The organism is Ottowia flava (genome assembly GCF_008017535.1).
GTDB lineage: Bacteria > Pseudomonadota > Gammaproteobacteria > Burkholderiales > Burkholderiaceae_C > Ottowia > Ottowia flava.
The window spans coordinates 48,392-70,574 of sequence record NZ_VRUA01000009.1; the positions used below are offsets into that span (position 1 = coordinate 48,392).

The window sequence follows — 22,183 nt, forward strand, 5'->3', positions numbered from 1 at the left end:
GCCCACAATGCGTGGCTTGACCGACCCGGCCCCCGGCCACAACCAGAGGAGACGCCATGTCCGGCTACGCCGACCCTGGCTTTGACACGCTCGCACTGCACGCAGGCGCCGCCCCCGACCCCAGTACCGGCGCGCGCGCCGTGCCGATCCACCTGTCGACGTCCTTCGTCTTCGAATCCAGCGACCACGCGGCCGCCCTCTTCAACCTGGAACGCTCGGGCCACGTCTACAGCCGCATCAGCAACCCGACCAACGCGGTGCTGGAGCAGCGCGTGTCGGCGCTGGAAGGCGGCATTGGCGCCATCACCACGGCCAGCGGCCAGGCAGCGCTGCACCTGACGGTGGCCACGCTCATGGGCGCGGGCAGCCACATCGTGGCCAGCACGGCACTGTACGGTGGCAGCCAGAACCTTTTGCATTACACGATGCGGCGCTTCGGCATCGAGACGACCTTCGTCCAGCCCGGCGACATCGACGGCTGGAAGGCCGCGATCCGACCCAACACCAAGCTCCTGTTTGGCGAAACCGTGGGCAACCCGGGGCTGGATGTGCTCGACATCCCGACCGTCGGCCAGATCGCCCACGAAGCGGGTGTGCCGCTGCTGGTCGACTCCACCTTCACGACGCCCTACCTGCTCAAACCCTTCGAGCACGGCGCCGATCTCGTCTACCACTCGGCCACCAAGTTCCTCTCGGGGCACGGTACGGTGATCGGCGGCATCGTGGTCGACGGTGGCAGCTTCGACTGGGACAAGAGCGGCAAGTTCGCCGAACTGACCGAAACCTATGACGGCTTCCACAACATGGTGTTCAGCGAGGAAAGCACCGTGGGTGCCTTTCTGCTGCGCGCGCGCCGCGAAGGCCTGCGCGACTTTGGCGCCTGCCTGAGCCCGCACAGCGCCTGGCTGATCCTGCAGGGCATCGAGACCCTGCCGCTGCGCATGGAAAAGCACATCGCCAACACCGAAAAGGTGGTGCGCTTCCTGGCCGAACACCCGTTCGTGCAGAAAGTGGGCCACCCGCTGCTCGAATCGCACCCCAGCCACGCGCTGGCCGGCCGCCTGCTCAAGCACGGCGCCAAAGGCGCGGGCAGCGTGTTCAGCTTCGACATGAAAGGCACGCGCGAGCAGGGCAAGAAGTTCATCGAGACGCTGAAGATCTTCAGCCACCTGGCCAACGTGGGCGATTGCCGCAGCCTGGTCATCCACCCGGCCAGCACGACGCATTTCCGCATGAGCGACGAGGCCCTGGCCGGCGCGGGCATCGGCCCCGGCACGATCCGCCTGTCGATCGGGCTGGAGGACGCCGACGACCTGATCGACGACCTGAAGCGCGCGCTGAAAGCGGCCGAGAAGGCGGGGGCGTAACCATGAACCCCCACGTTCCTCACTTCGTGTATTCACTGCCCCCCGAGGGGGCGCAGGCCTCCCTTGGGGCGGCCCGGCGGGAGTCCTGACCATGCACATCCAAGTCAGCGGCGCGCCGCTTTACGCCTACACGGGCGGCAAGGATTTCGATGCCGCCAAGCCCACCGTCGTGTTCATCCACGGCGTGCTCAACGACCACAGTGTGTGGATCCTCCAAAGCCGCTACCTCGCCAACCATGGCTGGAACGTGCTCGCCATCGACCTGCCCGGCCAGGGGCGTAGCGGTGGGGAGCCGCCCGCGACGGTGGAGGCTGCGGCCGACACCGTGCTGGCGCTGCTGGCCGCGGTCGGCGTGGAGCAGGCCGCGCTGGTCGGTCACAGCTTTGGCTCGCTGATCGCGCTGGAGGCGGCGGCGCGCTCGCCTGCCCACGTCAGTCATCTGGTGCTGGCGGGCACGGCCTTCCCAATGAAGGTGTCGCCCGCGCTGCTGGAGGCATCGGTCAAGGCGCCCGAAAAAGCCATCGCCATGGTCAACACCTTCTCGCACAGCACGCTGGCGCCGCCGCCCTCGTCGCTGGGCCCCGGCACCTGGCTGTATGGTGGCTCGCGCGCGCTGATGCGCCGCGTGCTGGCCAGCAACCCCAAGGTGAACGTGTTCTACACGGGCTTCAAGGCCTGCGACGACTATGCCGGTGGCGAGCAGGCGATGCCCGCGGTGCATTGCCCCACCCTGTTTCTGGTGGGCAAGCACGACCAGATGACGCCGCCCAAGTCGGCCAAGGCATTGGCGCAGCATGCGCGGCTGGCGCAGATCGTCGAAGTCGAGGCCGGACACGCGCTGATGACCGAAGCGCCGGACGAAGTGCTGTTCGCATTGCGCGATTTTCTGGCGGCCTGATCCAAGCGCTCGATGGGCGAGAATCACGGCGTCAGCTACTTTTTCAATAGCTGGCCGCGCTTATTCCCGTAGGACTGAGGCCTGATTTGACTTGAAATCGCCTTTGGCCTTCGCCTGCGGCAGAGCATCGGCCGCGTGGGGCGCGGGCACGTTCAGCAGGTCGGCCACGGTGAGGCCGGCCACCCCTTCGTTCTGCCACCAGGCGTCCAGCGCGCGGTCGGGCTTGAGCAGCAGGCGCTCGACCAGCGGGCGCAGGGGCTCCTTGGCGGGCTCGATCAGCAGCACGTGGCGCGGCTCTTCGTTGTCGCGGTCGGTCGCCAGCTGGCCGACCCAGTCCAGCGACGCCAGGGCTTCCAACACCGGGCTGAGCTGCAAGCTGTCGACCCGCAGCAGGTTGGCCAGCTGCGGCAGCTTCAGGCCCCGCGTGGCCGTGCCGCGCATGCGTGCCAGGGCCTGCAGCACTTCTACCGCCAGCTGAAATTCCCAGCCCGGCCCACCGCCGCGCCGCGCCACGCCCGAGAGCAGGCTGGGCAGGTAGGCCGCGATGACGGCGCCGAACAGCACGATCAGCCAGCTGAGGTAGATCCACAGCAACAGGATCGGCACCGTGGCGAAGGCCCCGTAGATCAGCGAATACGTGGGCATGCTGGACAGGTACCAGCCCAGGATCTGCTTGGCCAGACCGATGCACACGGCCACGAACACCGCGCCAGCCAAAGCGTGCTTCCACTTCACCGGCGTGTTCGGCACGAAGCGGTACAGCAGCGTCAGGCCACCGACCATCAAGGCGGCCTGCAACGTGTCCAGCGCCAAGTTCAAACCGCCGGGCATCACGGGGATCAGTCCGCGCGAATGGCTGACCACGTAGGAGGTGATCGCCAGGCTGCCGCCCAGCACCAGCGGCCCCAGCGTCAACGCGGCCCAGTACACCAGCAGGCGCTGGCCCAGCGGGCGGCGGGCGCTGACGCGCCAGATGGCGTTCAGCGTGTGGTCGATCGTCAGCATCAGCGACAGCGCCGTGATGAACAGCACGGCCAGGCCAACGGTGCCCAACTCGCTCGCCTTGGTGGCGAACTGGGTAAGGTAGTCCAGCACGTTGCGGGAGATGCTGGCGGGAATCAGGCTGTCGATCAGCCACTGCTCCAGCGCGTCCTTCAGCTCGGCAAACAGCGGGAAGGCCGTGAACACCGCTAGCACCACGGCAAAGAACGGCACCAGTGCCAGCGTGGTCGTGAAGGTGAGCGAGCTGGCCGTCAGGCCAAGGCGGTCCTGCTGGAAGCGCTCCCACAGCGTGGCGGCCGTCGGCAGCACCGGGAAGTCGGTGATGTCCGTGACAAAGGTCCGCAGCCGGTTCTTGAGCCCGTCCAGATTCATGGTCGGTATGATGCCACCGCCCATGCCCTCGCCTTCCGTTCCTGCACCAGCGCCCTCCCCCTCGTCCGCCCGCACCACGCGCGCCATCGCCGTGCTGGCGCTGCTGGCGCTGACCGCGCTGTGCCTGGCGTGGGAGCTCTGGCTGGCGCCGCTGCGCCCGGGCGGTTCCTGGTTGGCACTCAAGGCGCTGCCGCTGCTGCTGGCACTGCCCGGACTGCTGCGCATGCGCATGTACACCTACCGCGCTCTGGCCTTGTTCATCTGGCTGTATTTCGTCGAAGGCGTGGTACGCGCCACCAGCGACCGCGCGCCGTCGTCTTACTACGCGTGGGGCGAAGTGGTGTTGGTGGTGATCCTGTTTGTGGCGTGCACCGCGCACATCCGCCTGCGACAGCGCGAGGCCAAGGCGGCGGCCGCGGTTTCAGGCACCTGACCTGCCGCCCGCGGAGCGCGCGGCGGACGCGGCTCAGCGCAGGATGCCCGCGAAGAACGCCGCCAGCTCGTCAAAGCCATTGAGCGGCAGCACGTGCGCCACGTACTGGTCCGGCCGCACGACCACCATGCAGCCCTTTTCGCGGTCGATGCGGCGCATGTCGAAGATGTCGCCCGCGCCCTTGTGGTCGACGCAGAACACCTTTTCGTGGTCCTGCAGCCCCAGCTTGCCGGTCTGAGGCTTGAGCAACGAGGGCATGTGCTCGTAGGCCAGCTCATCAAAGGTCTGCTGGAAGATGGCGCGGAAGTCGATGACGGCGTCCACGTCCTCGCCGGGGCGGGTGTGCTTGACGACCGGGGATTGGGGGTCTTTTTCCAGCCAGTCCGCCAGTTGGTGGATGGCCGAACCGGGGTTCGAGCCGTCCGCCTTGCCAGCGAAGGCGTAGATGCGCCAGCGCGCGTCGGCCTCAGCGGCGTGGCCCAGTTGCATCTGCTTGGCGTCCGACACCCGCACCACCGGCGCCGAATGGAAGCGCCGGCCGATCGCCTCGCCCTTGGCCAGCGACTGGTGCGTGCCAGGCGCGAACAGGTTCGAGGTGTCGTACTTCACGGCCGTGCCGCCGGTGAATTCAAGGTTTTCCTTGAACTGGCGAATGATGCGCGGCTCTTCGGTGCCGTCGCGCTCGGCCTGGGTAGTGGGGGCAGACATCACGCGCGACCAGTGGTGGTCGGTGTCGACCAGGCGCTTGGCCTCGGTCAGGCGCTCTTTCGAATAGCTGCGCAGCAAACTCGCGTCGGCGCGGCCCTGCAGCACGTGCACCAGCTTCCAACCCAGGTTGAAGGTGTCCTGCATCGACACGTTCATGCCCTGCCCCGCCTTGGGCGAATGCGTGTGGCAGGCATCGCCCGCGGTGAAGACGCGCGGTGCCCGGTCCGAGCCCTCGGGCACGTCGTCGAACTTGTCGGTGATGCTGTGCCCGATGTCGTAGATCGACCACCAGACGACTTCCTTCACGTCCAGCGCATACGGGCGGATGATGCGGTTGGCCGCCGCGATCATGTCCTCTTGCGTCAGCTTACGGTTGGCCGCTTTCTCGTCGGGGTTGAGCTTGTCCAGCTCGACATACATGCGGAACACGTACCCGCCCTCGCGCGGCAGGATGAGCACGTTGCCCTCGTTCGCCGACGAGATCAGGCATTTTTGCCGCACGTCGGGAAAATCGGTATTGGCCAGGATGTCCATCACGCCCCAGGCCTGGTGCGCTGCGTCGCCGTGCAGCTCGCCGCCGATCGCCTTGCGCACCGCCGAATGGGCGCCGTCGCAGCCGACCACATAGTTCGCACGTACCGTGCGCGTCGCCCACCAGTTGATGCCGGACGAATCCTTCAGCGTCACCGTCACGGGATGGTCGTCGGTCTTCGGGTCCACCGTCAGGCCGACCACTTCCCAGCCGTAGTCGGGCTCCAGGCGCGAGGCCGAGTTCTTCATCACCTCCAGGAACAGCTCGTGCAGCCGCGCCTGGTTGATCAGGATGTGCGGCATTTCCGAGCTGTCGTCGGCCACGTCCTGCACACGGCCCACGCGGCGGATGTGCGCAGGGTTGGCCGGGTCGGGCATCCAGAACGCGGTCTGGTTGACCCAGTAGGTCTCGCGCTTGACCTTGTCGGCAAAGCCGAAGGCCTGAAACATCTCCATGCTGCGCGTGTTGATGCCGTCGGCCTTGCCCTTGATGATGTTGCTGGGCATGCGTTCGACGATCATGGTGCTGATGTCGGGGAACTGCGCCAGCTGCGCCGCCAAGCAGAGGCCGGCCGGCCCAGTGCCCGCGATCAGCACGTCCACCTTCTCCGGCAGCGGCTCGTTGGTGCCGCGGTTGCGGCGGTGGGGCGCGGCCTCCTTGATGTCGGGGTTGCCGCCGCGAAATCCATTCTTGTAGAACTGCATCACCTGTCTCCTTGCGTCTGGGCGCCAAGGTCAAGTGGTTGGCGCGGCCTTCATAATATCTATACTTACTATTCGCGTCCATACTGTATGAATACATATCAATTGACCGACACAACGCCCGTCAGCTCAGCACCAACGCACCGGAGGCCGCAGGAGCCATGAATTCACTCGACATGGCGGGCCACCTGATCCGCCGGCTGCACCAGCAGTCCACCCAGACCTTTGCCCAGCGCACGCAGATGGCGGGCTTCGATTTGACGCAGGTGCAGTTCGCCGCGCTGGACGCCATCCGCGCGCACCCCGGCATCGACCAGGCGGGCGTCGCCGAGCGCATCGCCTACGACCGCGCGACGATCGGCGGCGTGATCGAGCGGCTGGAGCAGAAGGGCTGGATCCTGCGCACCGTGAGCGAGCGCGACCGCCGGGCGCGCGTGCTGTCGCTGACCGAGGACGGCGAGGCGATGTTCGCCGCCCTGCTGCCCGTGGTGCAGGCCTTGCAGGTCGACATCCTGGAGCCCCTGAACGCGAACGAGCGTGAGCAGTTTCTGGGCATGGCGCGTCAGGTGATTGAAGGCTGAACGAAATCACCACGCGCGGGCCAGGCGCACCGCCCTGCGCCTAAGATGAAGTCCGCGTGCACCCGCTGCCCGTGCGACGCCGTGAAAGCCCAGAATAGTCATCGAATCGGCCTGAAGCCCTAGATGAATCTGCGCAACCAGCTACCACTTCAATAGCATTCAGCATGACTTCCTCTGCCCTTGTCCAAGCTCTGCAGCAAGCCGTCGGCACCGCCCACGTGCTGACCGACGGCGATTTGACGGCGTACGAACAAGACTGGCGCCGCCGCGCCCGCGGCCGCGCGCTGGCCGTGGTGCGCCCGGCCGACGCCGAGCAGGTGGCCGCCGTGGTGCGCGCCTGCGCCCAGCACGGCGGCACCATCGTGCCGCAAGGCGGCAACACGGGCCTGGCCGTCGGCTCGGTGCCGGACGAGACCGGCACGCAGGTCGTGCTCAGCCTGCGGCGCATGGACAAGGTGCGCGCCATCGATGCGGCCAACCTGACGCTCACGGTCGAAGCCGGCGCGATCCTGCAGAACCTGCAAGCCGCCGCGGCCGACGCAGGCTTTCTGTTCCCGCTCAGTCTGGCGGCCGAAGGTAGTTGCACCATCGGCGGCAACCTGGCGACCAACGCCGGCGGCACGCAGGTCGTGCGCTACGGCAACGCACGCGAGCTGTGCCTGGGCCTGGAAGTGGTCACGCCGCAGGGCGACATCTGGCACGGCCTGACCGGCCTGCGCAAGGACAACACCGGCTACGACCTGCGCGATTTGTTCATCGGCAGCGAAGGAACGCTGGGCATCATCACCGCCGCCACGATGAAGCTGTACCCGCAGCCGGCCGCCAAGCTCACCGCCTGGGCTGCCGTGCCGTCGATGGAGGCCGCGGTCGAGCTGCTCGGCCTGGCGCACGGGCAACTGGGCGCGGGCTTGACGGGCTTTGAAGTGATGGGCCAGTTCGCCCTCAGCCTGGTCGACAAACACTACCCGCAACTGCGCGTGCCGCTGTGGCGCGAATCGCTCTGGTGCGTGCTGCTGGAAAACTCCGACAGCGAATCCGAAGCCCACGCGCGCGACCGCTTTGAAGCGCTGCTGGAAGGCGCGCTGGCCGCCGGCTGCGTCACCGACGCCGTCGTCGCCGAGAACCTGACCCAGGCAAAGGGCCTGTGGCACATCCGCGAAAGCATTCCGCTGGCCCAGGCCGAAGAGGGCCTGAACATCAAGCACGACATCAGCCTGCCGGTGTCGCGCATTCCCGCCTTCGTCGCCGAAACCGACGCCCTGCTCGCGCGCGAAGTCCCCGGCGTGCGCCTGGTCGACTTCGGCCACCTGGGCGACGGCAACCTGCACTACAACGTGCAGGCGCCCGAGGGCGGCGATGCGCAGGCCTTCCTGCGCGATGAAGAAGACCGCATCAACGCCCTGGTGTTCGACGCCGTCGCGCGGCATAACGGCTCGATCAGCGCCGAACACGGCATCGGCAGCCTGAAAGCAGCCAAACTGCCTCACTACAAATCAGCCGTCGCCTTGCAGCTGATGCGCAGCATCAAGCAGGCGCTGGACCCGCAGGGGCTGATGAATCCAGGGCGGGTGCTTATCTAATCTAATGCCCAGGAGCCCTTGGCGCACACTCGAAGCCAGCTAGAAACCATGTCGCAAGTCACTTTCGCATCGATCATCGTTGGCCAAACCTACTCTCGAGAAACACTCGCGAAGCTGTGGGACTACTCAAGCTTCCACGCGATTGCGCGAGGGGTCGTTACACCAGCCCAAGACGACAAGATCATCCTGTTTGTCACGGAACACAAGCAGAACTCAGCCGAACCCTATCAAGACGCCCTCACAGGAGATCGTCTGGAGTGGGAAGGTCCGACGGATCACTTTGGTGAACAACGAATTCTTGGCGCACGCGAGAGTGGTGATCAGATTCACCTCTTCCACCGCGCTCAGCACCGGATGCAGTTCACCTACCTTGGAAAACTTACGCTGGTTAGCCAGCAGCTCTTTTCTGACCGACCAAGCCGGTTCGTCTTCGCCCTACCTTAACTGATAGCGCACAAAAAAAGCCGCACAAGGCGGCTTTCAAGAAAAAGTGGGCGCGGCATTCACCGCGCCCTGGGGTTCACACCCCGTTGGCTTAACGACTTTTCGGTGCGTAAGGCTTGGCGGCGCGCGGTGCGCCAGCGGGGCGGGCGGCCGGGCGGGCGCCGTGTTTGGCGTGGGCCGGTGCCGGGCGGCCGCTATCGAAGCGGGAGCTGCCTGCGCCTTCCTGGCGCCGGCCGGAGCCCGATTTACCTTCAAAACCGCCACCGATCATGCGGGGGCCGCGGCGCTCTTCAAAGCGGCGTTCGCCACCACCGAAACGGTCACCACCAAAGCGGTCACCACCACCGCCGAAGCTGCGGCGCGGGCCGCCGCGGCCACCGCCGCCGCCTTTGCGCGCAGGGGCGTCCTGCGTGATGGGCGGGTAGTGGCGCGTTGGCTCCAGGCCTTCGATCAAGAGCGGCTTGAACGGCTGGCGTGTGTGCGCTTCGATGTCGGCCAAGCGGCGGCGGTCGCGGAACTCGGCCAGGGTGATGGCCAGGCCGTCGCGCCCAGCGCGGCCGGTGCGGCCGATGCGGTGGGTGTAGTCCTCGGCCTTCATCGGCAGGCCGAAGTTGATGACGTGGGTCACCGTAGGCACGTCAATGCCGCGGGCGGCCACGTCGGTGGCGACCAGGATTTGCACACGGCCGTCGCGGAGGGCCGACAGGCGGCGGTTGCGCACGGCCTGGCTCAAGGCGCCGTGCAGGGACACGGCGGCAAAGCCGGTCTGCTGCAGCTCTTCGGCCAGCTGTTCACATTCCACCTGCGTGCAGGCGAAGACGATGGCCTGGTCGATGCTCGGGTCGCGCAGCCAGTAGTCCAGCAAACGGCGCTTGTGCTCGGGGCTGTCGGCCCAGTACAGCTCCTGGCGGATGTTGGCGTGCTGCTCTTGCGGCGTGGCGATCTGCACTTTACGGACCTTGGCGCCGTTGTCGTGCATGACGCGCATGGCCAGCTGCTGGATGCGCGGCGCAAAGGTGGCGCTGAACATCATGGTTTGCTGGCGTTGCGACGTCAGTTGGTGCACTTCAGCCAGATCGTCGGCAAAGCCGAGGTCGAGCATGCGGTCGGCCTCGTCCATGACCAAAAAGCGCACCTGGTCCAGCTTGATCTGGCCGCTGCGGGCCAGGTCCAGCAGACGGCCGGGCGTGGCCACCATCAGGTTGGCGTTCTGCAGGCGGGCGATCTGCAGCTGGTACGGCATGCCACCGACCACGCTGGCCACACGCAGGCCGCGGCAGTGCTTGACCAGGTCGATCGCGTCGGCGGCCACCTGTTGCGCCAGTTCGCGCGTGGGGCACAGCACCAGCGCACCCGGCACGGCCGGCTTGAAGTGGCGCGAATCGGTCGGGTTCTTGCGGCGCGGACGCTTGGGCGCGGGCTCGCCCGCCGACAGCGCGGCGGTGACCTTGGCGTCCCACGCGGCCTTTTCAGCGGCGGCGATTTCGTCTTGCTGCTGGATCAAGGTGTGCAGCACGGGCAGCAAGAAGGCCGCGGTTTTGCCGCTGCCGGTCTGGCTGCTGACCATCAGGTCGTTGAAGGCACCGCCACCTTCCTCACCGGCCAGGGCCAGCGGGATCGTGCGTTGCTGCACGGCGGTCGGTTCGGTGTAGCCCATGTCGCGCACGGCGGCGACGAGCTCGGGCGCCAGGCCCAGGGCGGCAAAGGCCGCGCCGGGCACGGCGGTGTCGTCGGCCGCGGGTGCGGCGACATCATCAGCAGGCGTGGCCGCGGCAACGGCCACCGCATTTGCTGCGTTTTCAATAGCTGCCTGCGCAGGCTCATCCTGCGTCAGCGCGTGATTTTCTTCAAAAGAAGCCATGATTGCTCTCAAAACTTTCCCGCGCGTTGCACAGCCTGGCGGCCATGGGTGATGGTGCGCGTCATATGGTCGGGTGCCCAAAAAATCAGCCAGGCGCACCCACGGGTTCAATAACAACACCCACCATCTGACGACAACGCGTACGCGGTAGCTGGTGCGGTGACCCGGTGGGTCTGACCAGCCTTCGCGCCGGGAATCGATCTGTGGCTGACCCGAGAAGGGCAACACGCGGATCGCAAGTGGCCGCCTGAGTGGCAGACGAAGTGCCTGCCCGGCAGCCACACGAGAGAAGGAAGATGTGGCGGTTTTCTTCGCGCTGGGCGACGGGCCTGAGTCAGACCCGGGTGCCTTGAAAGCGGTGCGGCCCTTTTGGCGCTGCCAACCACTCCTTGACGCGAAACCGCGAATTATAGAACGAAATTTCTTAATGTGCAACCAAGCGGCATGGTCGCGCCAGAATGCAAACGCCTCGGACGTTCAATGTTCAGGCCGACGCGGCTTGCCGCACATGCGAGCGCCCACTCTCTTTTCAACCAAGGCGCTGCAGCACTCAGACCTCGTCGGGCGGCGCCTCGCTCACCACCCGCGCATGCGCGACCAGACGCGTCAACAGCCGGTCGAACTGCGCCTGCTCGGCGGCCGACAAGCAGGCCACGATCTGCTGGTTGCGCCGTTCCACCGCCGCCATCAGCCGGTGCCACAGGGCTTCACCTTCAGGGGTAAAACTCAGCACCACCCCACGCGCGTCCAGCGGGTCGGGTTTTTTCAGCACCAGACCGCGGTCCACCAGCGACTGCGCGGCGCGGCTGGCCTGGCCCTTGTCCACGTTGGCCAGGTGCGCCAGGTCCTTGACCGACAGCGGGGCAAAGGCACCCACCGCGCTCAGGCAACGCGCTTCGCCCAAGGGCAGACCGATCTCGGCTTCGTACGTGGCCTGCGATACCCGGTCCGTGAGCTTTTGCAGGGTGTGCAGCCGGTGCGTGAAGCTTTCACCCAGTGGCCGCACGGGCGCCGCACCGGGGTGGGCAGTCTGGGACGAGGCGGGCGATGGGCGTGACATGGGTCAAATTATAGTTGCGAGCGCAACCAATTTGCGGAACAATGCGGCATCTTGGCACGGACGCTTGGCCGCAGGCACGCGGTGATCGCGGCCACGCCCTCGGTCGTCGTCGACGCACGGGGGCGCCACTCGATCCACCCTTTTCCACGCCCGTTTGTCGCCCATGCACCAGCCCGCCGACACGCCCCGTCCGTCGATCTATTACGACTACCAGGTCCACGCGCCCTGGCTGGCGTCGCAGCACGGTGCGCAGCCGCGCCATACCGTCGTCATCGTCGGCAACGGGCCGTCGGGCATGGTCACTGCGCTGGAATTGGCGCGCCATGGTGTGCCCAGCGTGATACTGGCGGCCGAGTTGCAGGTGTCGCAAGGCAGCCGCGCCATCGTGTTCACGCGCCGGTCGATGGAGATCCTGCAGCAGGTCGGCACCGCCCAGCGCATGACCGAAAGCGGCCTGCCCTGGCGCTACGGCAACAGCATCTACCAGGGCCGCACCGTGTTCCGCATGGAGGCGCCCCACGAGGCGGACGATCGCTTCTTTCCCATGCTCAACCTGCAGCAGCAGTACATGGAGGAATACCTGATCGACGCCTGCGCCGCGCACCCGCTGATCGACTTGCGCTGGGGCAACAAGCTCGTCGACATAGCGCAAAACGATGACGGCGTGCGCGCCACCGTCGACACGCCCGAAGGCGACTACGCGCTGCAGGCCGACTGGCTGGTGGACGCGTCGGGCGGTCGATCGGCCATCCGCGACGCGATGGGTGTGCGCATGGAAGGCGCGTCGTACGAAGGCCTGTTCGTGATCGCCGACATCCGCATCGACTTGCCGCTGCCGACCGAGCGGCTGGCGTATTTCGACCCCGACTGGAACCGTGGCAACACCATCCTGATGCACCGCGAGCCGCACGGCATCTGGCGCGTGGACTACCAGCTGCCGCCGGGCGAATCGCCCGAAGACGCGCTGCGCCCCGAATCGCTGAAAAGCCGCATCGACGCGCAGCTGGCCATGATCGGCTTTGGCGGCACGCCATGGGAGATGGACTGGTCGTCCGTCTATTCCGCGCGCACGCTGACCCTGCCTGACTACGTCAACGGCCGCGTGCTGTTCGTCGGCGACGCGGCGCACCTGCTGCCGATCTTCGGCGTGCGCGGCGCCAACACCGCGTTCCAGGACGCGCAGTCGCTGGCCTGGCACCTGGCCTTTGTGGTGCGCGGCTGGGCCGGGCGCCGGCTGCTGGCGAACTTCAGCGCCGAGCGCGTCGGCGCCGCGCGCGAAATCATCGACGAAGCGGGCAAGAGCACCCGCTTCATGGCGCCGCCCAGCCGCGGCTTTCGCGTGCTGCGAGACGCGGTGCTGTCGCTGTCGCTCACGCAGGACTTCGTGCGCCCGCTCTACCACTGGCGCACCTCGCGGCCGCACGAATACACGCATTCGGCCCTCAACAGCACGGGCGACGACAACGCGCTGTTCAGCGCCGGCCCGGCGCACGGCGCGCCGCCGCTGAACGTGCGCCTGGGTGCCGACGACTTCCTGCTGGACCACCTGGGCGGCAGCTTTGACCTGCTGTACTTCACCGAAGCCGAGGCCCTGCCCGCGCCGCTGCAAGCCGTGGTCGCCGACGTGCGCGCCCGTGGCGTGCCGCTGCGTGTGACCGCCGTGGGAACCGGCCGCGCCGTGGCGGGCGCCGATCAAGCGCTCGCCGACGCCGACGGCCACTTCCGCCGCCGTTACGGCGTCACCGCCAGCGGCGGGGCCTACCTGCTGCGCCCTGACCAGCACATCTGCGCGCGCTGGCTGACGCTGGACGCCACGCGCCTGAAGGCGGCGTTCGACGCCGCCCTCCCCCAATGAGCCACGCTGCCGACACCACCATGACCGCAAGCACTTCCGCCCTGAGCATTCCCGACCTCGAGACCGTCTACGACGCGCTCGCCACCGCCATCGACCAGGCCGGCCCCGACAAGGCCGAGCTGTTCCTCGTCAAGCTCGCACTGCTCAATGCCAACGCGCTGGGCCACCCCGCCGTGGTGCAGCAACACATCCAGTCCGCGCTGCAGGACTTGTAAGCAGCCACCCGTTCGTTTTCAACCCACCCCAAGGAGACACCCATGGCCATCGTTGACCGCATCCACCACGTCGCCTACCGCTGCAAGAACGCCAAGCAGACCGTCGAGTGGTACCAGAAGTACCTCGACATGAACTTCATCCTGGCGATCGCCGAGAACGAAGTGCCCTCAACCAAAGAGCCCGATCCGTACATGCACATCTTCCTGGACGCGGGCAACGGCAACGTGCTGGCGTTCTTCGAGCTGCCCACGCAGCCCGAGATGGGTCGCGACCCCAACACCCCCAGCTGGACGCAGCACCTGGCGCTGAAGGTCGATTCGGTCGACACGATGCTCAAGGTCAAGGAAAAGCTGGAAGCCGATGGCATCAACGTCATCGGCCCAACCGACCACACCATCTTCAAATCCATCTACTTCTTCGACCCGTCTGGCCACCGCCTGGAGCTGGCCGCCAACACCTCCACGCCCCAGATGGACAAGGCACTAGACGAAGTCAAGTGGGATATGCTCAATGAGTGGGACCGCACCAAGAAGGCCCCTGAGCATGCGCGCTGGATGCACGACGGCAGTGGCAAGGTCGGCGCGCACTGAAAACGCCCTTCCTCCAAGAGACAGACGCATGGCAACGCTGAACGAAACGCACGACCCGAAACTCACCAGCTGGGTGGTTTCGGCCAACCACGGCACGACCGATTTCCCGATCCAGAACCTGCCCTTCGCCGTGTTCCGGCGCCAGGGCAGCGCCGAAGCGTGGCGCGGCGGCGTTGCCATCGGTGACCAGATCGTGGACATGGCCGCAGCCGTTCAGGCTGGCGTGTTCAGCGGCGATGCGTTGGCCCCGGCGCAGGCCGCGGCCGAACCCACCCTCAACCATTTGATGGGGATGGGTGCCCAAGCGGCGTCCAGCCTGCGCAAGGCGCTCTCAAAAGCATTGCAAACCGGCTCAGCGCAAGAAGCCGCGCTGAAAGCCTGCCTCGTGCCGCAGGCCGATGCCGAATTCACCCTCCCCGCGCGCATTGGCGACTACACCGACTTCTACACCTCGGTCTACCACGCCACCAACATCGGCAAGCAGTTCCGGCCCGACAACCCCCTGCTGCCCAACTACAAGTGGGTGCCCATCGGCTACCACGGCCGCTCGTCGTCCATCGGCGTGTCTGGCCAGGCCTTCAAGCGGCCCAAGGGCCAGGTCAAGCCGCCGGACGCCGACGCGCCCGTGCTCAAGCCCAGCGCGCGCATGGACATCGAGTTGGAAATGGGCGTCTTCGTCGGCCAAGCCAACGAACTGGGCGACCCGGTCACCATCGATCAGGCCGAATCGCACATCTTCGGGCTCGTGCTCTTCAACGACTGGTCGGCGCGCGACATCCAGCCCTGGGAATACCAGCCGCTGGGGCCCTTCCTGGCCAAGAACTTTGCCTCGACCATCTCGCCCTGGATCGTGACGATGGAAGCGCTCGCGCCCTTCCGCGCCGCCTTCAGCCACCCCGAAGGCGATCCGCAGCCCCTGCCCTACCTGAGCAGCGACGCCAACAGCGCCGAAGGCGGGCTGGACATTCAGCTGGAAGCCTGCATCGTCACGCCCCAGATGCGCGACGCCCAGGCCGCGCCCGAGCGCTTCACGCTCACCAACTACCGCCACGCCTACTGGACGGCGGCGCAGATGGTCACGCACCACACCGTGAACGGCTGCAACCTGCAGCCCGGCGACCTGCTGGGCACGGGCACGCTGTCCGGCCCCACGCTCGATTCGGCCTGCGCGCTGATCGAACTCACGGTGGGCGGCAAGAACCCGCTCAAGCTGAAGAACGGCGAAACCCGCACCTGGCTGGAAGACGGCGACACCATCATCCTGCGCGGCTGGTGCGACAAGCCGGGCGCTGCGCGCATCGGCTTCGGCGAGTGCGTGGGAATGGTGCTGCCCGCGGCTTGACGGGCGGGGCATCGATTGCCGGTGCTTTCTTCACCGTTTTTTTGCTTTTGATTTGATAGCTGCCCGCGCTGATCTGTCAAGGGTCTGCGCGCCATAGCGCCAGAATTTCACGCGCCGGCTGAACGCCTGACGTTTTCGGCCGCCACCGCGACGCGGCGGCGGCCTCACCCATCCTGGGCATGGGCAGCACCACGGCGCACTGTCAGTGCTGGTAACGGTACTCCTGCGTCAGCCCGCCGTAGCCGTACGACGCCGCACGCACGTCCTGCACGTAGATGTAGCTTTCCTCGTGCACCTCGCCCAACAGGCGCTGGAACTGGGCGTACACCGCGCGGATGTACTCGGCCTTTTCGTCCTTGGTGTTGGTCTCGTCGGTGATCTTGATGTCCATGTAGAAGCTGCTTTTGCCCTGCTCCGACAGCAGCGCACCGCCGACCAGCCACTGATCAGGCTTGGCGTAGTCGATCGCGATGGCGGTCACCTCGGGTTTCTTGTGCAGGATGCGGCTGGTCAGATCGAGCAGCATCGTCGCGATGTCGCGCGTCAGCGCCGGAGAAGCTTCAGCGGCGACTTTCACATTCAGGATAGGCATGGTCAAACTCCTTTAGTTAGCATTGCAACCGTATGGTCAAAAAAAGCACTCACTTCAGGGCGGAGTGCACACCGCGGATATCGTTCACCAACGTGGCGAAGACAGCTTCGCCCAGCGCCTTCTTCAGGCGTTTTGTCACCTGGGCGCTGGCCGCATTCAACGCGGACTCGATCGCCCGCGCCTCGTCGGTCGGCTGCACCGACACCTGACGTGTGTCGCCCTCGCCGATGGCCCGCACGACCAGCCCCTTGGCTTCCAGCCCGTCCAGCGCCCGCGTGGCGGTCGGGCGCGAAATGGCGAATTCGTCTGCCAGTCGCGAAGGCGAGATGCCGGGCTGCTGCAGCACCGCACGCAACACGAAGCCCTGCGGCGGCGCCAAACCCAAGGGCCGAAACGCCGCGGCCCATTCGCGCTCCAACCGCCGCGCCAGCGCGGAGGTGTTGAAGTACATGCATTCATCGAACATGGTGCGACTCTAGTGCGCCTTAGTTAGCGTTGCAACTATCTATTTTTAACCATGTCGTCATGCGGGTTGACTGCTGGCTGGCGTGCGCGGCAATCACGGTTGACACCGCGCGCAGCCTGGCTCATGTGCTGGCGGCAAGCGATTCGCCTCGCTACCCGCACAAGGGCTTGCCGGCGGCTGTTCCGCCCGGGGAACTCGAGGATCTGCACGCGCCCACCCGCCAGTTGGCCGGGTCATTCGCTATCCACCAGCGCGCGCCTTCGAGCGTCACGCCGGTCGCTCTGGCGTGACAATCCGGACGAAGCGATTCAACGTTATGGGCGGGCAGCAACAACGCCTGCACGCTAAGCTCCAGCGCTGGTTGGGGATGAAAACGTTGCCCGTCGGCAAGCGGACCAATAGCACGTGGTGAGTCTTCGCATCGCGGGCGATCATGTCATTCGCGACGCTGTGGTCTTCAAACACCCTGAGCACTTCATTGGGCGCTTCTGCGTCGGTCGCCCAAACTGAATCGGGCCTGGGAAGGCACTCATTCCCCACGATGTCGCTCAACGACGCGCGAACACCAGTTGACGCGGAGGCCGGGAGCCTGCACCAAAGCTGCACTTGGCGATCGGCAACCGCTTGCAAGAGATCGCCCGAACCCAGGCCCGTCGCCTCAACCGCGTCCGCAACGGAGACATACCCGGTGGAAAGCAGCCTGGGGCTACCGTGCGCAAGCTGCAGGATTTGATCGTCGTTCACTCGGCCACCGTCCAATGTGAAGAGGTAGCTGCGCCACTGAGCGAAAAGACGGGCATGCACAACTTTGGCGCGCCCAAGCTCATGACAGCCGGTTGAGCGCACCAACTCCCGCTTGCCGACTGCTGATCGAAGTCTGAGGGGTACAACAAGCCCTGCCTGCCAGACGCCGCCGCGCCGGAATAGTCCCTGCATACTGCCCCCGATGTGTAGCGGGCTTGTGTAGCAGTACCCCTGAAAATGAGAAAAGCTCTTGATAAATCAAGAGCTTATGGGGTATTTGGGGTGGCTGATGGGACTCGAACCCACGACGACCAGAATCACAATCTGGGACTCTACCAACTGAGCTACAGCCACCGTCTGGAACTGCGCATTATAGCTGCGAAGTACGGGATCTCGAAAGTTGGGCTTGAATCGCCCCAGTTTTCCTAGATGTAGTTTCTCAACACGCTGTCCCCGTCGAATGCGACTCGCGTGATGGGAGTCATCGACAGCGCTGATTCAGATGCCCACTGGCCAGCAGTTCAATCAGCCGGGGACTGCCCAAATTACACCGGAAACTACACCGCAAAGACAAACGCTCTGATGTATGTAGCATCAGAGCGTTGATTTGTCTGGTGGGTGATGCAGGGTTTGAACCTGCGACCCCTGCCGTGTGAAGGCAGTGCTCTACCGCTGAGCTAATCACCCTCTTCGGCGCCGTATGGAGCCGTCGAAAGATGGAATTATATACCAGTGTTTTCCGCGGCTACAACACGCCACACGGTTTTTCCGTTGCTTGACTTGTCGAGCTGGCCCAGCACTTCCTCATGGGCGCCCAATTCAAGGTCGTTGGCGAGCAGGATGGGCAGTTCAAACGCCGAGTAGTCCACGCGCTCAGCCGGCCCGCCCGAATGCCCCAAGTCACCCAGATCGATGAGCAGCGCTTCCTGCCCGCGCGTCAGCGCGATGTAGACATCGGCGAGCAACTCCGCGTCCAGCAGCGCGCCGTGCAGCGTTCGGCCAGAGTTGTCCACGCCCAGGCGGTCGCACAGCGCATCCAGGCTGTTGCGCTTGCCGGGGTACAACTGCTTGGCCATGACCAGCGTATCGGTCACGCCGCCGACATGGCCCTGCAGGGCCGGCTTGCCCAGACGCTCCAGCTCCTTGTCAAGAAAGCCGACGTCGAACGCCGCGTTGTGGATGATCAGTTCAGCGCCCTGCAGATAGGTCAGGATATCGTCGGCCACCTCGGCAAACTTCGGCTTGTCGCTCAGGAATTCCTTCGTGAGTCCGTGGACGCGCAGCGCATCCTCGTGGCTGTCGCGCTCGGGGTTCACGTAGAAGTGCAGGTTGTTGCCGGTGAGGCGGCGGTTGAGCAACTCCACACAGCCGATCTCGATGATGCGGTCGCCGTTGTCGGCCGAAAGCCCCGTGGTTTCGGTGTCCAGAACAATCTGTCGTGCCATTTCTGATTCGCCTCAGTGGTTTTCTTTGGCGTGGTTGATCGAGTAGCGCGGGATCTCGATCGTCAGGTCGTCCTTGCCGACGATGGCCTGGCACGAAAGGCGTGACTGCGGCTCCAGGCCCCAGGCGCGGTCAAGCAGGTCTTCTTCTTCCTCCTCGGGCGGTTCGAGCTTGTCGTAGCCCTTGCGCACGATGCAGTGGCAGGTGGTGCAGGCACGGCTCATCTCGCAGGCGTGCTCGATCTCGACGCCGTTGTCGAGCAGCGCCTCACAGATCGAATCGCCCACATTGGCTTCGATTTCCTTGCCTTCGGGGGCGTATTCGGGATGGGGGAGTATGGTGATCTTGGTCATGTCAGTCCACCAGATTCAAAGCGATTCGACTTTTTTGCCGGACAGCGCTTTCTGGATACCGGCGTTCATGCGCGCGGCAGCAAAAGCTTCCGTGCCGTGCGCCAGCGCTTCGGTCGAGGCTTCGATGGCGGCGGCGTCGGTGCTGTTGGCAGCGATGGCACGCAGGGAAAGCATCAGCGCATCGATCTCGGCCTGCTCTGCTGCGCTGAGCAACGCGCCATCCACGTCCAGCGCACTTTGGGTGGCCAGCAGCATGCGGTCGGCCTCGACCTTGGCTTCAACCAGTGCGCGCGCCTTCACATCGGCATCGGCGGTCGTAAAGGAGTCCTGCAGCATGGTGGCGATCTGCTCGTCGGACAGGCCATAGCTGGGCTTGACGTCAATCTGCGCCTCCACGCCGCTGGTCTGCTCGCGTGCCGACACATTCAACAAGCCGTCGGCGTCGACCGTGAAGGTGACGCGGATGCGTGCCGCGCCCGCCGCCATCGGCGGAATGCCGCGCAACTCAAAGCGGGCCAGGCTGCGACAGTCCTGGACCAAATCGCGTTCGCCCTGCACCACGTGCAGCGCCAGCGCGGTCTGGCCGTCCTTGTAGGTGGTGAAGTCCTGCGCCATGGCGACGGGGATGGTCTGGTTGCGCGGCACGATGCGCTCCACCAGGCCGCCCATGGTTTCGATGCCGAGCGACAGCGGGATCACGTCCAGCAACAGCAGATCGCCTGCCGAATCGTTGCCGGCCAACTGGTTGGCCTGCACGGCCGCGCCCAGCGCGACGACCTCGTCCGGGTTGAGGTTGACCAGCGGGTCGCGCCGGAAAAACTCGGCCACCGCCTGACGGATGACGGGCATGCGCGTGGAGCCGCCCACCATGACCACGCCCTGGACCTCGTCCACGTTCAGGTGCGCATCGCGCAAGGTGCGGCGCACCGCGGCCAGGCAGCGCGCCGTCAGGGCCGAGGTTGCCGTGTCAAACGCCGCTCTATCCACCTCTAATTCGACCTTGGCGCCCGCCAGATCAGCGCGGGCAGCTACACTTTCTGAAGCAGTCAAGGCCTCTTTGGCCTGTCGGGCGGCGCGCTGGATGGCGGCGCGATCGGCGGCTGTGGCGGCCTGTGCGCCAGACTGCGCCAGCAACCAGTCGGCCAGTGCGCGGTCGTAATCGTCGCCGCCCAGGGCCGAGTCGCCGCCGGTGGCGATGACCTCGAACACGCCCTGGGTGAGGCGCAGGATGGAGATGTCGAAGGTGCCACCGCCCAGGTCGAACACGGCGTACACGCCTTCCACGCCGTGGTCCAGCCCGTAGGCGATGGCGGCGGCCGTTGGTTCGTTGATGAGCCTCAGCACGTTGATGCCGGCCAGGCGCGCCGCGTCTTTCGTGGCCTGACGCTGCGCGTCGTCAAAGTACGCGGGTACCGTGATCACGGCACCGTACAGGTCGTCGTTGAAGGTGTCTTCGGCACGGTAGCGCAGCGTGGCCAGAATCTCGGCGCTGACTTCGACCGGCGACTTGGTGCCCAGCACGGTCTCGATGCCCACCATGCCGGGTTGGTCCACCAGGCGGTAGGGCAGCTTGGCGGCATCGGCCACGTCGTGCAGGCCACGGCCCATCAGGCGCTTGACCGAAGACAGCGTGTTTTCCGGGTCCTGCGCCGGGTCCACCAGCGCGTCGTAGCCAATCTGCCGCTGGCCACCCGCCAGGTAACGCACCACGCTGGGCAACAGCACGCGGCCCTGGTCGTCGGGCAGGCATTCGGCCACCCCGTGGCGCACGGCGGCCACCAGCGAATGGGTGGTTCCCAGGTCGATACCGACCGCCACGCGCCGCTGGTGCGGGTCGGGCGATTGACCGGGTTCGGAGATTTGAAGCAAGGCCATGAAGTACAGCGTCGCCGCGAAGCCCCGGGTTGCGCCCTGCTCCGCCGCGAATCCTTATCGTGATTCCAAGGTTTCGTGCCGCCGCCCGACGTCGGCGGCCAGCTTGTCCAGGAACATCAACGCGCGCACGGATTGCGCGGCGCCCGGCCAGTCCTTGTCCTGGTCGAGTTGACGCTCTATTTTTTGAAGCATGTCGCGCCCGAGCTGCCTGGCTTCGTCGTCGATTTCGTCCAAAGCCTCAGCAGAATGAGCGTCGTCCAAGCGTTCGCGCAACTCCATCTGCTGCATCAGGAAGTCGGGCGGCATCGCCGTGTTGTTCTCGGCCTGGATCGGCGCGCCGTTCAGCTCGCACAGGTAGGCCGCGCGGCGCTGCGGGTCCTTCAGTCGCTGGTAGGCCTCGTTGATGCGGGCCGACCACTGCATGGCCGCGCGCTGGGCGGCAGCGCCCTGGGAGGCAAAGCGGTCGGGGTGCACTTCGCGCTGCAGCTCCTTCCAGCGCACGTCCAGCTGCGCGCGGTCCTGCGCAAAGCGCGCGGGCACGCCAAACAGCTCGAAGTCGGTGGATTGCAGGTTCATGGCGCTCAGGCGGCGGTGGCCAGCGGGCGGCACATGGCGGTCGGCAACTCGGCCAGCGCAGCGGCGGGGGCCTGGACGTCCCAGATGTCGACGCAGCAGCCGCAGCCCTGGTTGTCGGCGCACTGGATGCGCGGGCCCCAGCGCTGGAACCACGCGTTCACCGCGGCGACTTCACGCTCGTTGTCGATGGTGACGCTGACCGTGGCGCGTGCCAGCGGCAGCCCCGCTTCGCCGTCGCCCATGTCAGACGCGAAAGCTCTCGCCGCAGCCGCAGCGGTCGCGTTCGTTTGGGTTGTTGAAGCGAAAGCCTTCGTTCAGCCCCTCGCGCACGTAGTCGAGCTCGGTGCCGTCGATGTAGGCCAGGCTTTTCGGGTCGATCATGAGCTTGACACCGTGCACCTCAAACAGCGCGTCCTCAGGTGCCACCTCGTCCACGTACTCGAGCTTGTAGGCCAGGCCGGAGCAGCCCGTGGTCTTGACGCCCAGGCGCACGCCGACGCCCTTGCCACGCTTGGTGAGGTACTTGCTGACATGCCGCGCAGCGGCTTCGGTGAGTGAGACAGCCATGGGCTTAGCGAATTCGAATCGTTGG

The 22,183-nt window shown here is 65.9% G+C and carries 23 protein-coding genes, 2 tRNA genes and 1 pseudogene; 10 read left to right on the forward strand and 16 right to left on the reverse strand.

The window, feature by feature from the left end; translation table 11 throughout:
* Positions 1–56 precede the first annotated feature (56 nt).
* Together FVQ98_RS10680 and FVQ98_RS10685 are read left to right on the forward strand one after the other, a co-directional pair.
* On the forward strand, positions 57–1,367 hold the full coding sequence (locus FVQ98_RS10680; RefSeq protein ID WP_147913428.1) for an O-acetylhomoserine aminocarboxypropyltransferase: 1,311 nt from the start codon (positions 57–59) through the stop codon (positions 1,365–1,367).
* Positions 1,368–1,458: 91 nt separating this feature from the next.
* Complete coding sequence (locus FVQ98_RS10685; RefSeq protein ID WP_147913429.1) at positions 1,459–2,265, forward strand: alpha/beta fold hydrolase; 807 nt, start codon at positions 1,459–1,461, stop codon at positions 2,263–2,265.
* A gap of 60 nt (positions 2,266–2,325) precedes the next feature.
* Here FVQ98_RS10685 and FVQ98_RS10690 read toward each other — a convergent pair whose 3' ends face one another.
* Positions 2,326–3,639 carry a YihY family inner membrane protein gene (locus tag FVQ98_RS10690; protein WP_147913430.1) on the reverse strand — a complete coding sequence of 438 codons (1,314 nt, stop codon included), beginning with the start codon at positions 3,637–3,639 and terminating at the stop codon, positions 2,326–2,328.
* Positions 3,640–3,661: 22 nt separating this feature from the next.
* Between FVQ98_RS10690 and FVQ98_RS10695 the strand changes: the two genes are divergently transcribed.
* Positions 3,662–4,072 (forward strand): DUF2069 domain-containing protein, encoded by a 411-nt coding sequence (locus tag FVQ98_RS10695; RefSeq protein WP_147913431.1) that lies wholly within the window; start codon positions 3,662–3,664, stop codon positions 4,070–4,072.
* Between the two features lie 33 nt (positions 4,073–4,105).
* Here FVQ98_RS10695 and FVQ98_RS10700 read toward each other — a convergent pair whose 3' ends face one another.
* Positions 4,106–6,016, reverse strand: a complete 1,911-nt coding sequence (locus FVQ98_RS10700; protein WP_147913432.1) for an FAD-dependent monooxygenase — start codon at positions 6,014–6,016, stop codon at positions 4,106–4,108.
* 158 nt (positions 6,017–6,174) lie between these two features.
* On the opposite strand from FVQ98_RS10700, the gene FVQ98_RS10705 reads away from it, so the two are divergent.
* The 3 genes from FVQ98_RS10705 to FVQ98_RS10715 all read left to right on the forward strand — a co-directional run bounded on the left by FVQ98_RS10705 (position 6,175) and on the right by FVQ98_RS10715 (position 8,618).
* A complete protein-coding gene (locus tag FVQ98_RS10705; protein WP_147913433.1) occupies positions 6,175–6,594 on the forward strand; it encodes a MarR family winged helix-turn-helix transcriptional regulator in 420 nt (139 codons plus the stop codon).
* Between the two features lie 164 nt (positions 6,595–6,758).
* A complete protein-coding gene (locus FVQ98_RS10710; protein WP_147913434.1) occupies positions 6,759–8,174 on the forward strand; it encodes an FAD-binding oxidoreductase in 1,416 nt (471 codons plus the stop codon).
* Between the two features lie 48 nt (positions 8,175–8,222).
* Positions 8,223–8,618 (forward strand): DUF3427 domain-containing protein, encoded by a 396-nt coding sequence (locus FVQ98_RS10715; protein WP_147913435.1) that lies wholly within the window; start codon positions 8,223–8,225, stop codon positions 8,616–8,618.
* 91 nt (positions 8,619–8,709) lie between these two features.
* Here FVQ98_RS10715 and FVQ98_RS10720 read toward each other — a convergent pair whose 3' ends face one another.
* Positions 8,710–10,479: a DEAD/DEAH box helicase gene (locus FVQ98_RS10720; protein ID WP_147913436.1), complete on the reverse strand. Its 1,770-nt coding sequence runs from the start codon at positions 10,477–10,479 to the stop codon at positions 8,710–8,712.
* Between the two features lie 550 nt (positions 10,480–11,029).
* Positions 11,030–11,539 (reverse strand): MarR family winged helix-turn-helix transcriptional regulator, encoded by a 510-nt coding sequence (locus tag FVQ98_RS10725; protein ID WP_147913437.1) that lies wholly within the window; start codon positions 11,537–11,539, stop codon positions 11,030–11,032.
* Between the two features lie 163 nt (positions 11,540–11,702).
* Between FVQ98_RS10725 and FVQ98_RS10730 the strand changes: the two genes are divergently transcribed.
* Genes FVQ98_RS10730 through fahA form a run of 4 tightly spaced genes read left to right on the forward strand, consistent with a single transcriptional unit; the run spans position 11,703 to position 15,542 of the window.
* Positions 11,703–13,394, forward strand: a complete 1,692-nt coding sequence (locus FVQ98_RS10730) for an FAD-dependent monooxygenase (RefSeq protein WP_147913438.1) — start codon at positions 11,703–11,705, stop codon at positions 13,392–13,394.
* Between the two features lie 20 nt (positions 13,395–13,414).
* Positions 13,415–13,609 (forward strand): DUF2783 domain-containing protein, encoded by a 195-nt coding sequence (locus FVQ98_RS10735; RefSeq protein ID WP_147913528.1) that lies wholly within the window; start codon positions 13,415–13,417, stop codon positions 13,607–13,609.
* A gap of 42 nt (positions 13,610–13,651) precedes the next feature.
* Positions 13,652–14,200 (forward strand): VOC family protein, encoded by a 549-nt coding sequence (locus FVQ98_RS10740; protein WP_147913439.1) that lies wholly within the window; start codon positions 13,652–13,654, stop codon positions 14,198–14,200.
* Positions 14,201–14,228: 28 nt separating this feature from the next.
* Positions 14,229–15,542, forward strand: coding sequence for a fumarylacetoacetase (gene fahA, locus FVQ98_RS10745; RefSeq protein ID WP_147913440.1), 1,314 nt, complete (start codon positions 14,229–14,231; stop codon positions 15,540–15,542).
* Between the two features lie 202 nt (positions 15,543–15,744).
* Here fahA and FVQ98_RS10750 read toward each other — a convergent pair whose 3' ends face one another.
* The 12 genes and pseudogenes from FVQ98_RS10750 to iscA all read right to left on the reverse strand — a co-directional run bounded on the left by FVQ98_RS10750 (position 15,745) and on the right by iscA (position 22,158).
* Positions 15,745–16,134 carry a tautomerase family protein gene (locus FVQ98_RS10750; protein ID WP_147913441.1) on the reverse strand — a complete coding sequence of 130 codons (390 nt, stop codon included), beginning with the start codon at positions 16,132–16,134 and terminating at the stop codon, positions 15,745–15,747.
* A 49-nt stretch (positions 16,135–16,183) separates the two neighbouring features.
* Entirely contained in the window at positions 16,184–16,600 is a 417-nt protein-coding gene (locus FVQ98_RS10755) for a MarR family winged helix-turn-helix transcriptional regulator (RefSeq protein ID WP_147913442.1), read from the reverse strand.
* 267 nt (positions 16,601–16,867) lie between these two features.
* A complete protein-coding gene (locus FVQ98_RS19670) occupies positions 16,868–17,344 on the reverse strand; it encodes a hypothetical protein (protein WP_187265703.1) in 477 nt (158 codons plus the stop codon).
* 36 nt (positions 17,345–17,380) lie between these two features.
* A pseudogene (locus FVQ98_RS20320) lies at positions 17,381–17,536 on the reverse strand (DUF6538 domain-containing protein); the annotation flags it as partial.
* Between the two features lie 86 nt (positions 17,537–17,622).
* Positions 17,623–17,698 (reverse strand) — tRNA-His (locus tag FVQ98_RS10765).
* A gap of 258 nt (positions 17,699–17,956) precedes the next feature.
* A tRNA-Val gene (locus tag FVQ98_RS10770) sits at positions 17,957–18,031 on the reverse strand.
* A gap of 35 nt (positions 18,032–18,066) precedes the next feature.
* Positions 18,067–18,789: a DNA polymerase III subunit epsilon gene (gene dnaQ / locus FVQ98_RS10775; protein ID WP_147913444.1), complete on the reverse strand. Its 723-nt coding sequence runs from the start codon at positions 18,787–18,789 to the stop codon at positions 18,067–18,069.
* A 12-nt stretch (positions 18,790–18,801) separates the two neighbouring features.
* Positions 18,802–19,140, reverse strand: coding sequence for an ISC system 2Fe-2S type ferredoxin (gene fdx, locus FVQ98_RS10780; RefSeq protein ID WP_147913445.1), 339 nt, complete (start codon positions 19,138–19,140; stop codon positions 18,802–18,804).
* 15 nt (positions 19,141–19,155) lie between these two features.
* A complete protein-coding gene (hscA, locus tag FVQ98_RS10785) occupies positions 19,156–21,015 on the reverse strand; it encodes a Fe-S protein assembly chaperone HscA (protein ID WP_147913446.1) in 1,860 nt (619 codons plus the stop codon).
* 54 nt (positions 21,016–21,069) lie between these two features.
* Complete coding sequence (hscB, locus tag FVQ98_RS10790) at positions 21,070–21,591, reverse strand: Fe-S protein assembly co-chaperone HscB (RefSeq protein WP_147913447.1); 522 nt, start codon at positions 21,589–21,591, stop codon at positions 21,070–21,072.
* Positions 21,592–21,596: 5 nt separating this feature from the next.
* Positions 21,597–21,833 (reverse strand): hypothetical protein, encoded by a 237-nt coding sequence (locus FVQ98_RS10795; RefSeq protein WP_147913448.1) that lies wholly within the window; start codon positions 21,831–21,833, stop codon positions 21,597–21,599.
* 1 nt (position 21,834) lies between these two features.
* Entirely contained in the window at positions 21,835–22,158 is a 324-nt protein-coding gene (iscA, locus tag FVQ98_RS10800; RefSeq protein WP_147913449.1) for an iron-sulfur cluster assembly protein IscA, read from the reverse strand.
* Positions 22,159–22,183: the final 25 nt, after the last annotated feature.

Excerpts from the sequence above, each read along its gene's own strand:
- FVQ98_RS10680 (WP_147913428.1), top strand. The coding sequence starts at position 57 with ATGTCCGGCTACGCCGACCCTGGCTTTGACACGCTCGCACTGCACGCA.
- FVQ98_RS10685 (WP_147913429.1), top strand. The coding sequence starts at position 1,459 with ATGCACATCCAAGTCAGCGGCGCGCCGCTTTACGCCTACACGGGCGGC.
- FVQ98_RS10690 (WP_147913430.1), bottom strand. The coding sequence starts at position 3,639 with ATGAATCTGGACGGGCTCAAGAACCGGCTGCGGACCTTTGTCACGGAC.
- FVQ98_RS10695 (WP_147913431.1), top strand. The coding sequence starts at position 3,662 with ATGCCCTCGCCTTCCGTTCCTGCACCAGCGCCCTCCCCCTCGTCCGCC.
- FVQ98_RS10700 (WP_147913432.1), bottom strand. The coding sequence starts at position 6,016 with ATGCAGTTCTACAAGAATGGATTTCGCGGCGGCAACCCCGACATCAAG.
- FVQ98_RS10705 (WP_147913433.1), top strand. The coding sequence starts at position 6,175 with ATGAATTCACTCGACATGGCGGGCCACCTGATCCGCCGGCTGCACCAG.
- FVQ98_RS10710 (WP_147913434.1), top strand. The coding sequence starts at position 6,759 with ATGACTTCCTCTGCCCTTGTCCAAGCTCTGCAGCAAGCCGTCGGCACC.
- FVQ98_RS10715 (WP_147913435.1), top strand. The coding sequence starts at position 8,223 with ATGTCGCAAGTCACTTTCGCATCGATCATCGTTGGCCAAACCTACTCT.
- FVQ98_RS10720 (WP_147913436.1), bottom strand. The coding sequence starts at position 10,479 with ATGGCTTCTTTTGAAGAAAATCACGCGCTGACGCAGGATGAGCCTGCG.
- FVQ98_RS10725 (WP_147913437.1), bottom strand. The coding sequence starts at position 11,539 with ATGTCACGCCCATCGCCCGCCTCGTCCCAGACTGCCCACCCCGGTGCG.
- FVQ98_RS10730 (WP_147913438.1), top strand. The coding sequence starts at position 11,703 with ATGCACCAGCCCGCCGACACGCCCCGTCCGTCGATCTATTACGACTAC.
- FVQ98_RS10735 (WP_147913528.1), top strand. The coding sequence starts at position 13,415 with ATGACCGCAAGCACTTCCGCCCTGAGCATTCCCGACCTCGAGACCGTC.
- FVQ98_RS10740 (WP_147913439.1), top strand. The coding sequence starts at position 13,652 with ATGGCCATCGTTGACCGCATCCACCACGTCGCCTACCGCTGCAAGAAC.
- fahA (WP_147913440.1), top strand. The coding sequence starts at position 14,229 with ATGGCAACGCTGAACGAAACGCACGACCCGAAACTCACCAGCTGGGTG.
- FVQ98_RS10750 (WP_147913441.1), bottom strand. The coding sequence starts at position 16,134 with ATGCCTATCCTGAATGTGAAAGTCGCCGCTGAAGCTTCTCCGGCGCTG.
- FVQ98_RS10755 (WP_147913442.1), bottom strand. The coding sequence starts at position 16,600 with ATGTTCGATGAATGCATGTACTTCAACACCTCCGCGCTGGCGCGGCGG.
- dnaQ (WP_147913444.1), bottom strand. The coding sequence starts at position 18,789 with ATGGCACGACAGATTGTTCTGGACACCGAAACCACGGGGCTTTCGGCC.
- fdx (WP_147913445.1), bottom strand. The coding sequence starts at position 19,140 with ATGACCAAGATCACCATACTCCCCCATCCCGAATACGCCCCCGAAGGC.
- hscA (WP_147913446.1), bottom strand. The coding sequence starts at position 21,015 with ATGGCCTTGCTTCAAATCTCCGAACCCGGTCAATCGCCCGACCCGCAC.
- hscB (WP_147913447.1), bottom strand. The coding sequence starts at position 21,591 with ATGAACCTGCAATCCACCGACTTCGAGCTGTTTGGCGTGCCCGCGCGC.
- FVQ98_RS10795 (WP_147913448.1), bottom strand. The coding sequence starts at position 21,833 with ATGGGCGACGGCGAAGCGGGGCTGCCGCTGGCACGCGCCACGGTCAGC.
- iscA (WP_147913449.1), bottom strand. The coding sequence starts at position 22,158 with ATGGCTGTCTCACTCACCGAAGCCGCTGCGCGGCATGTCAGCAAGTAC.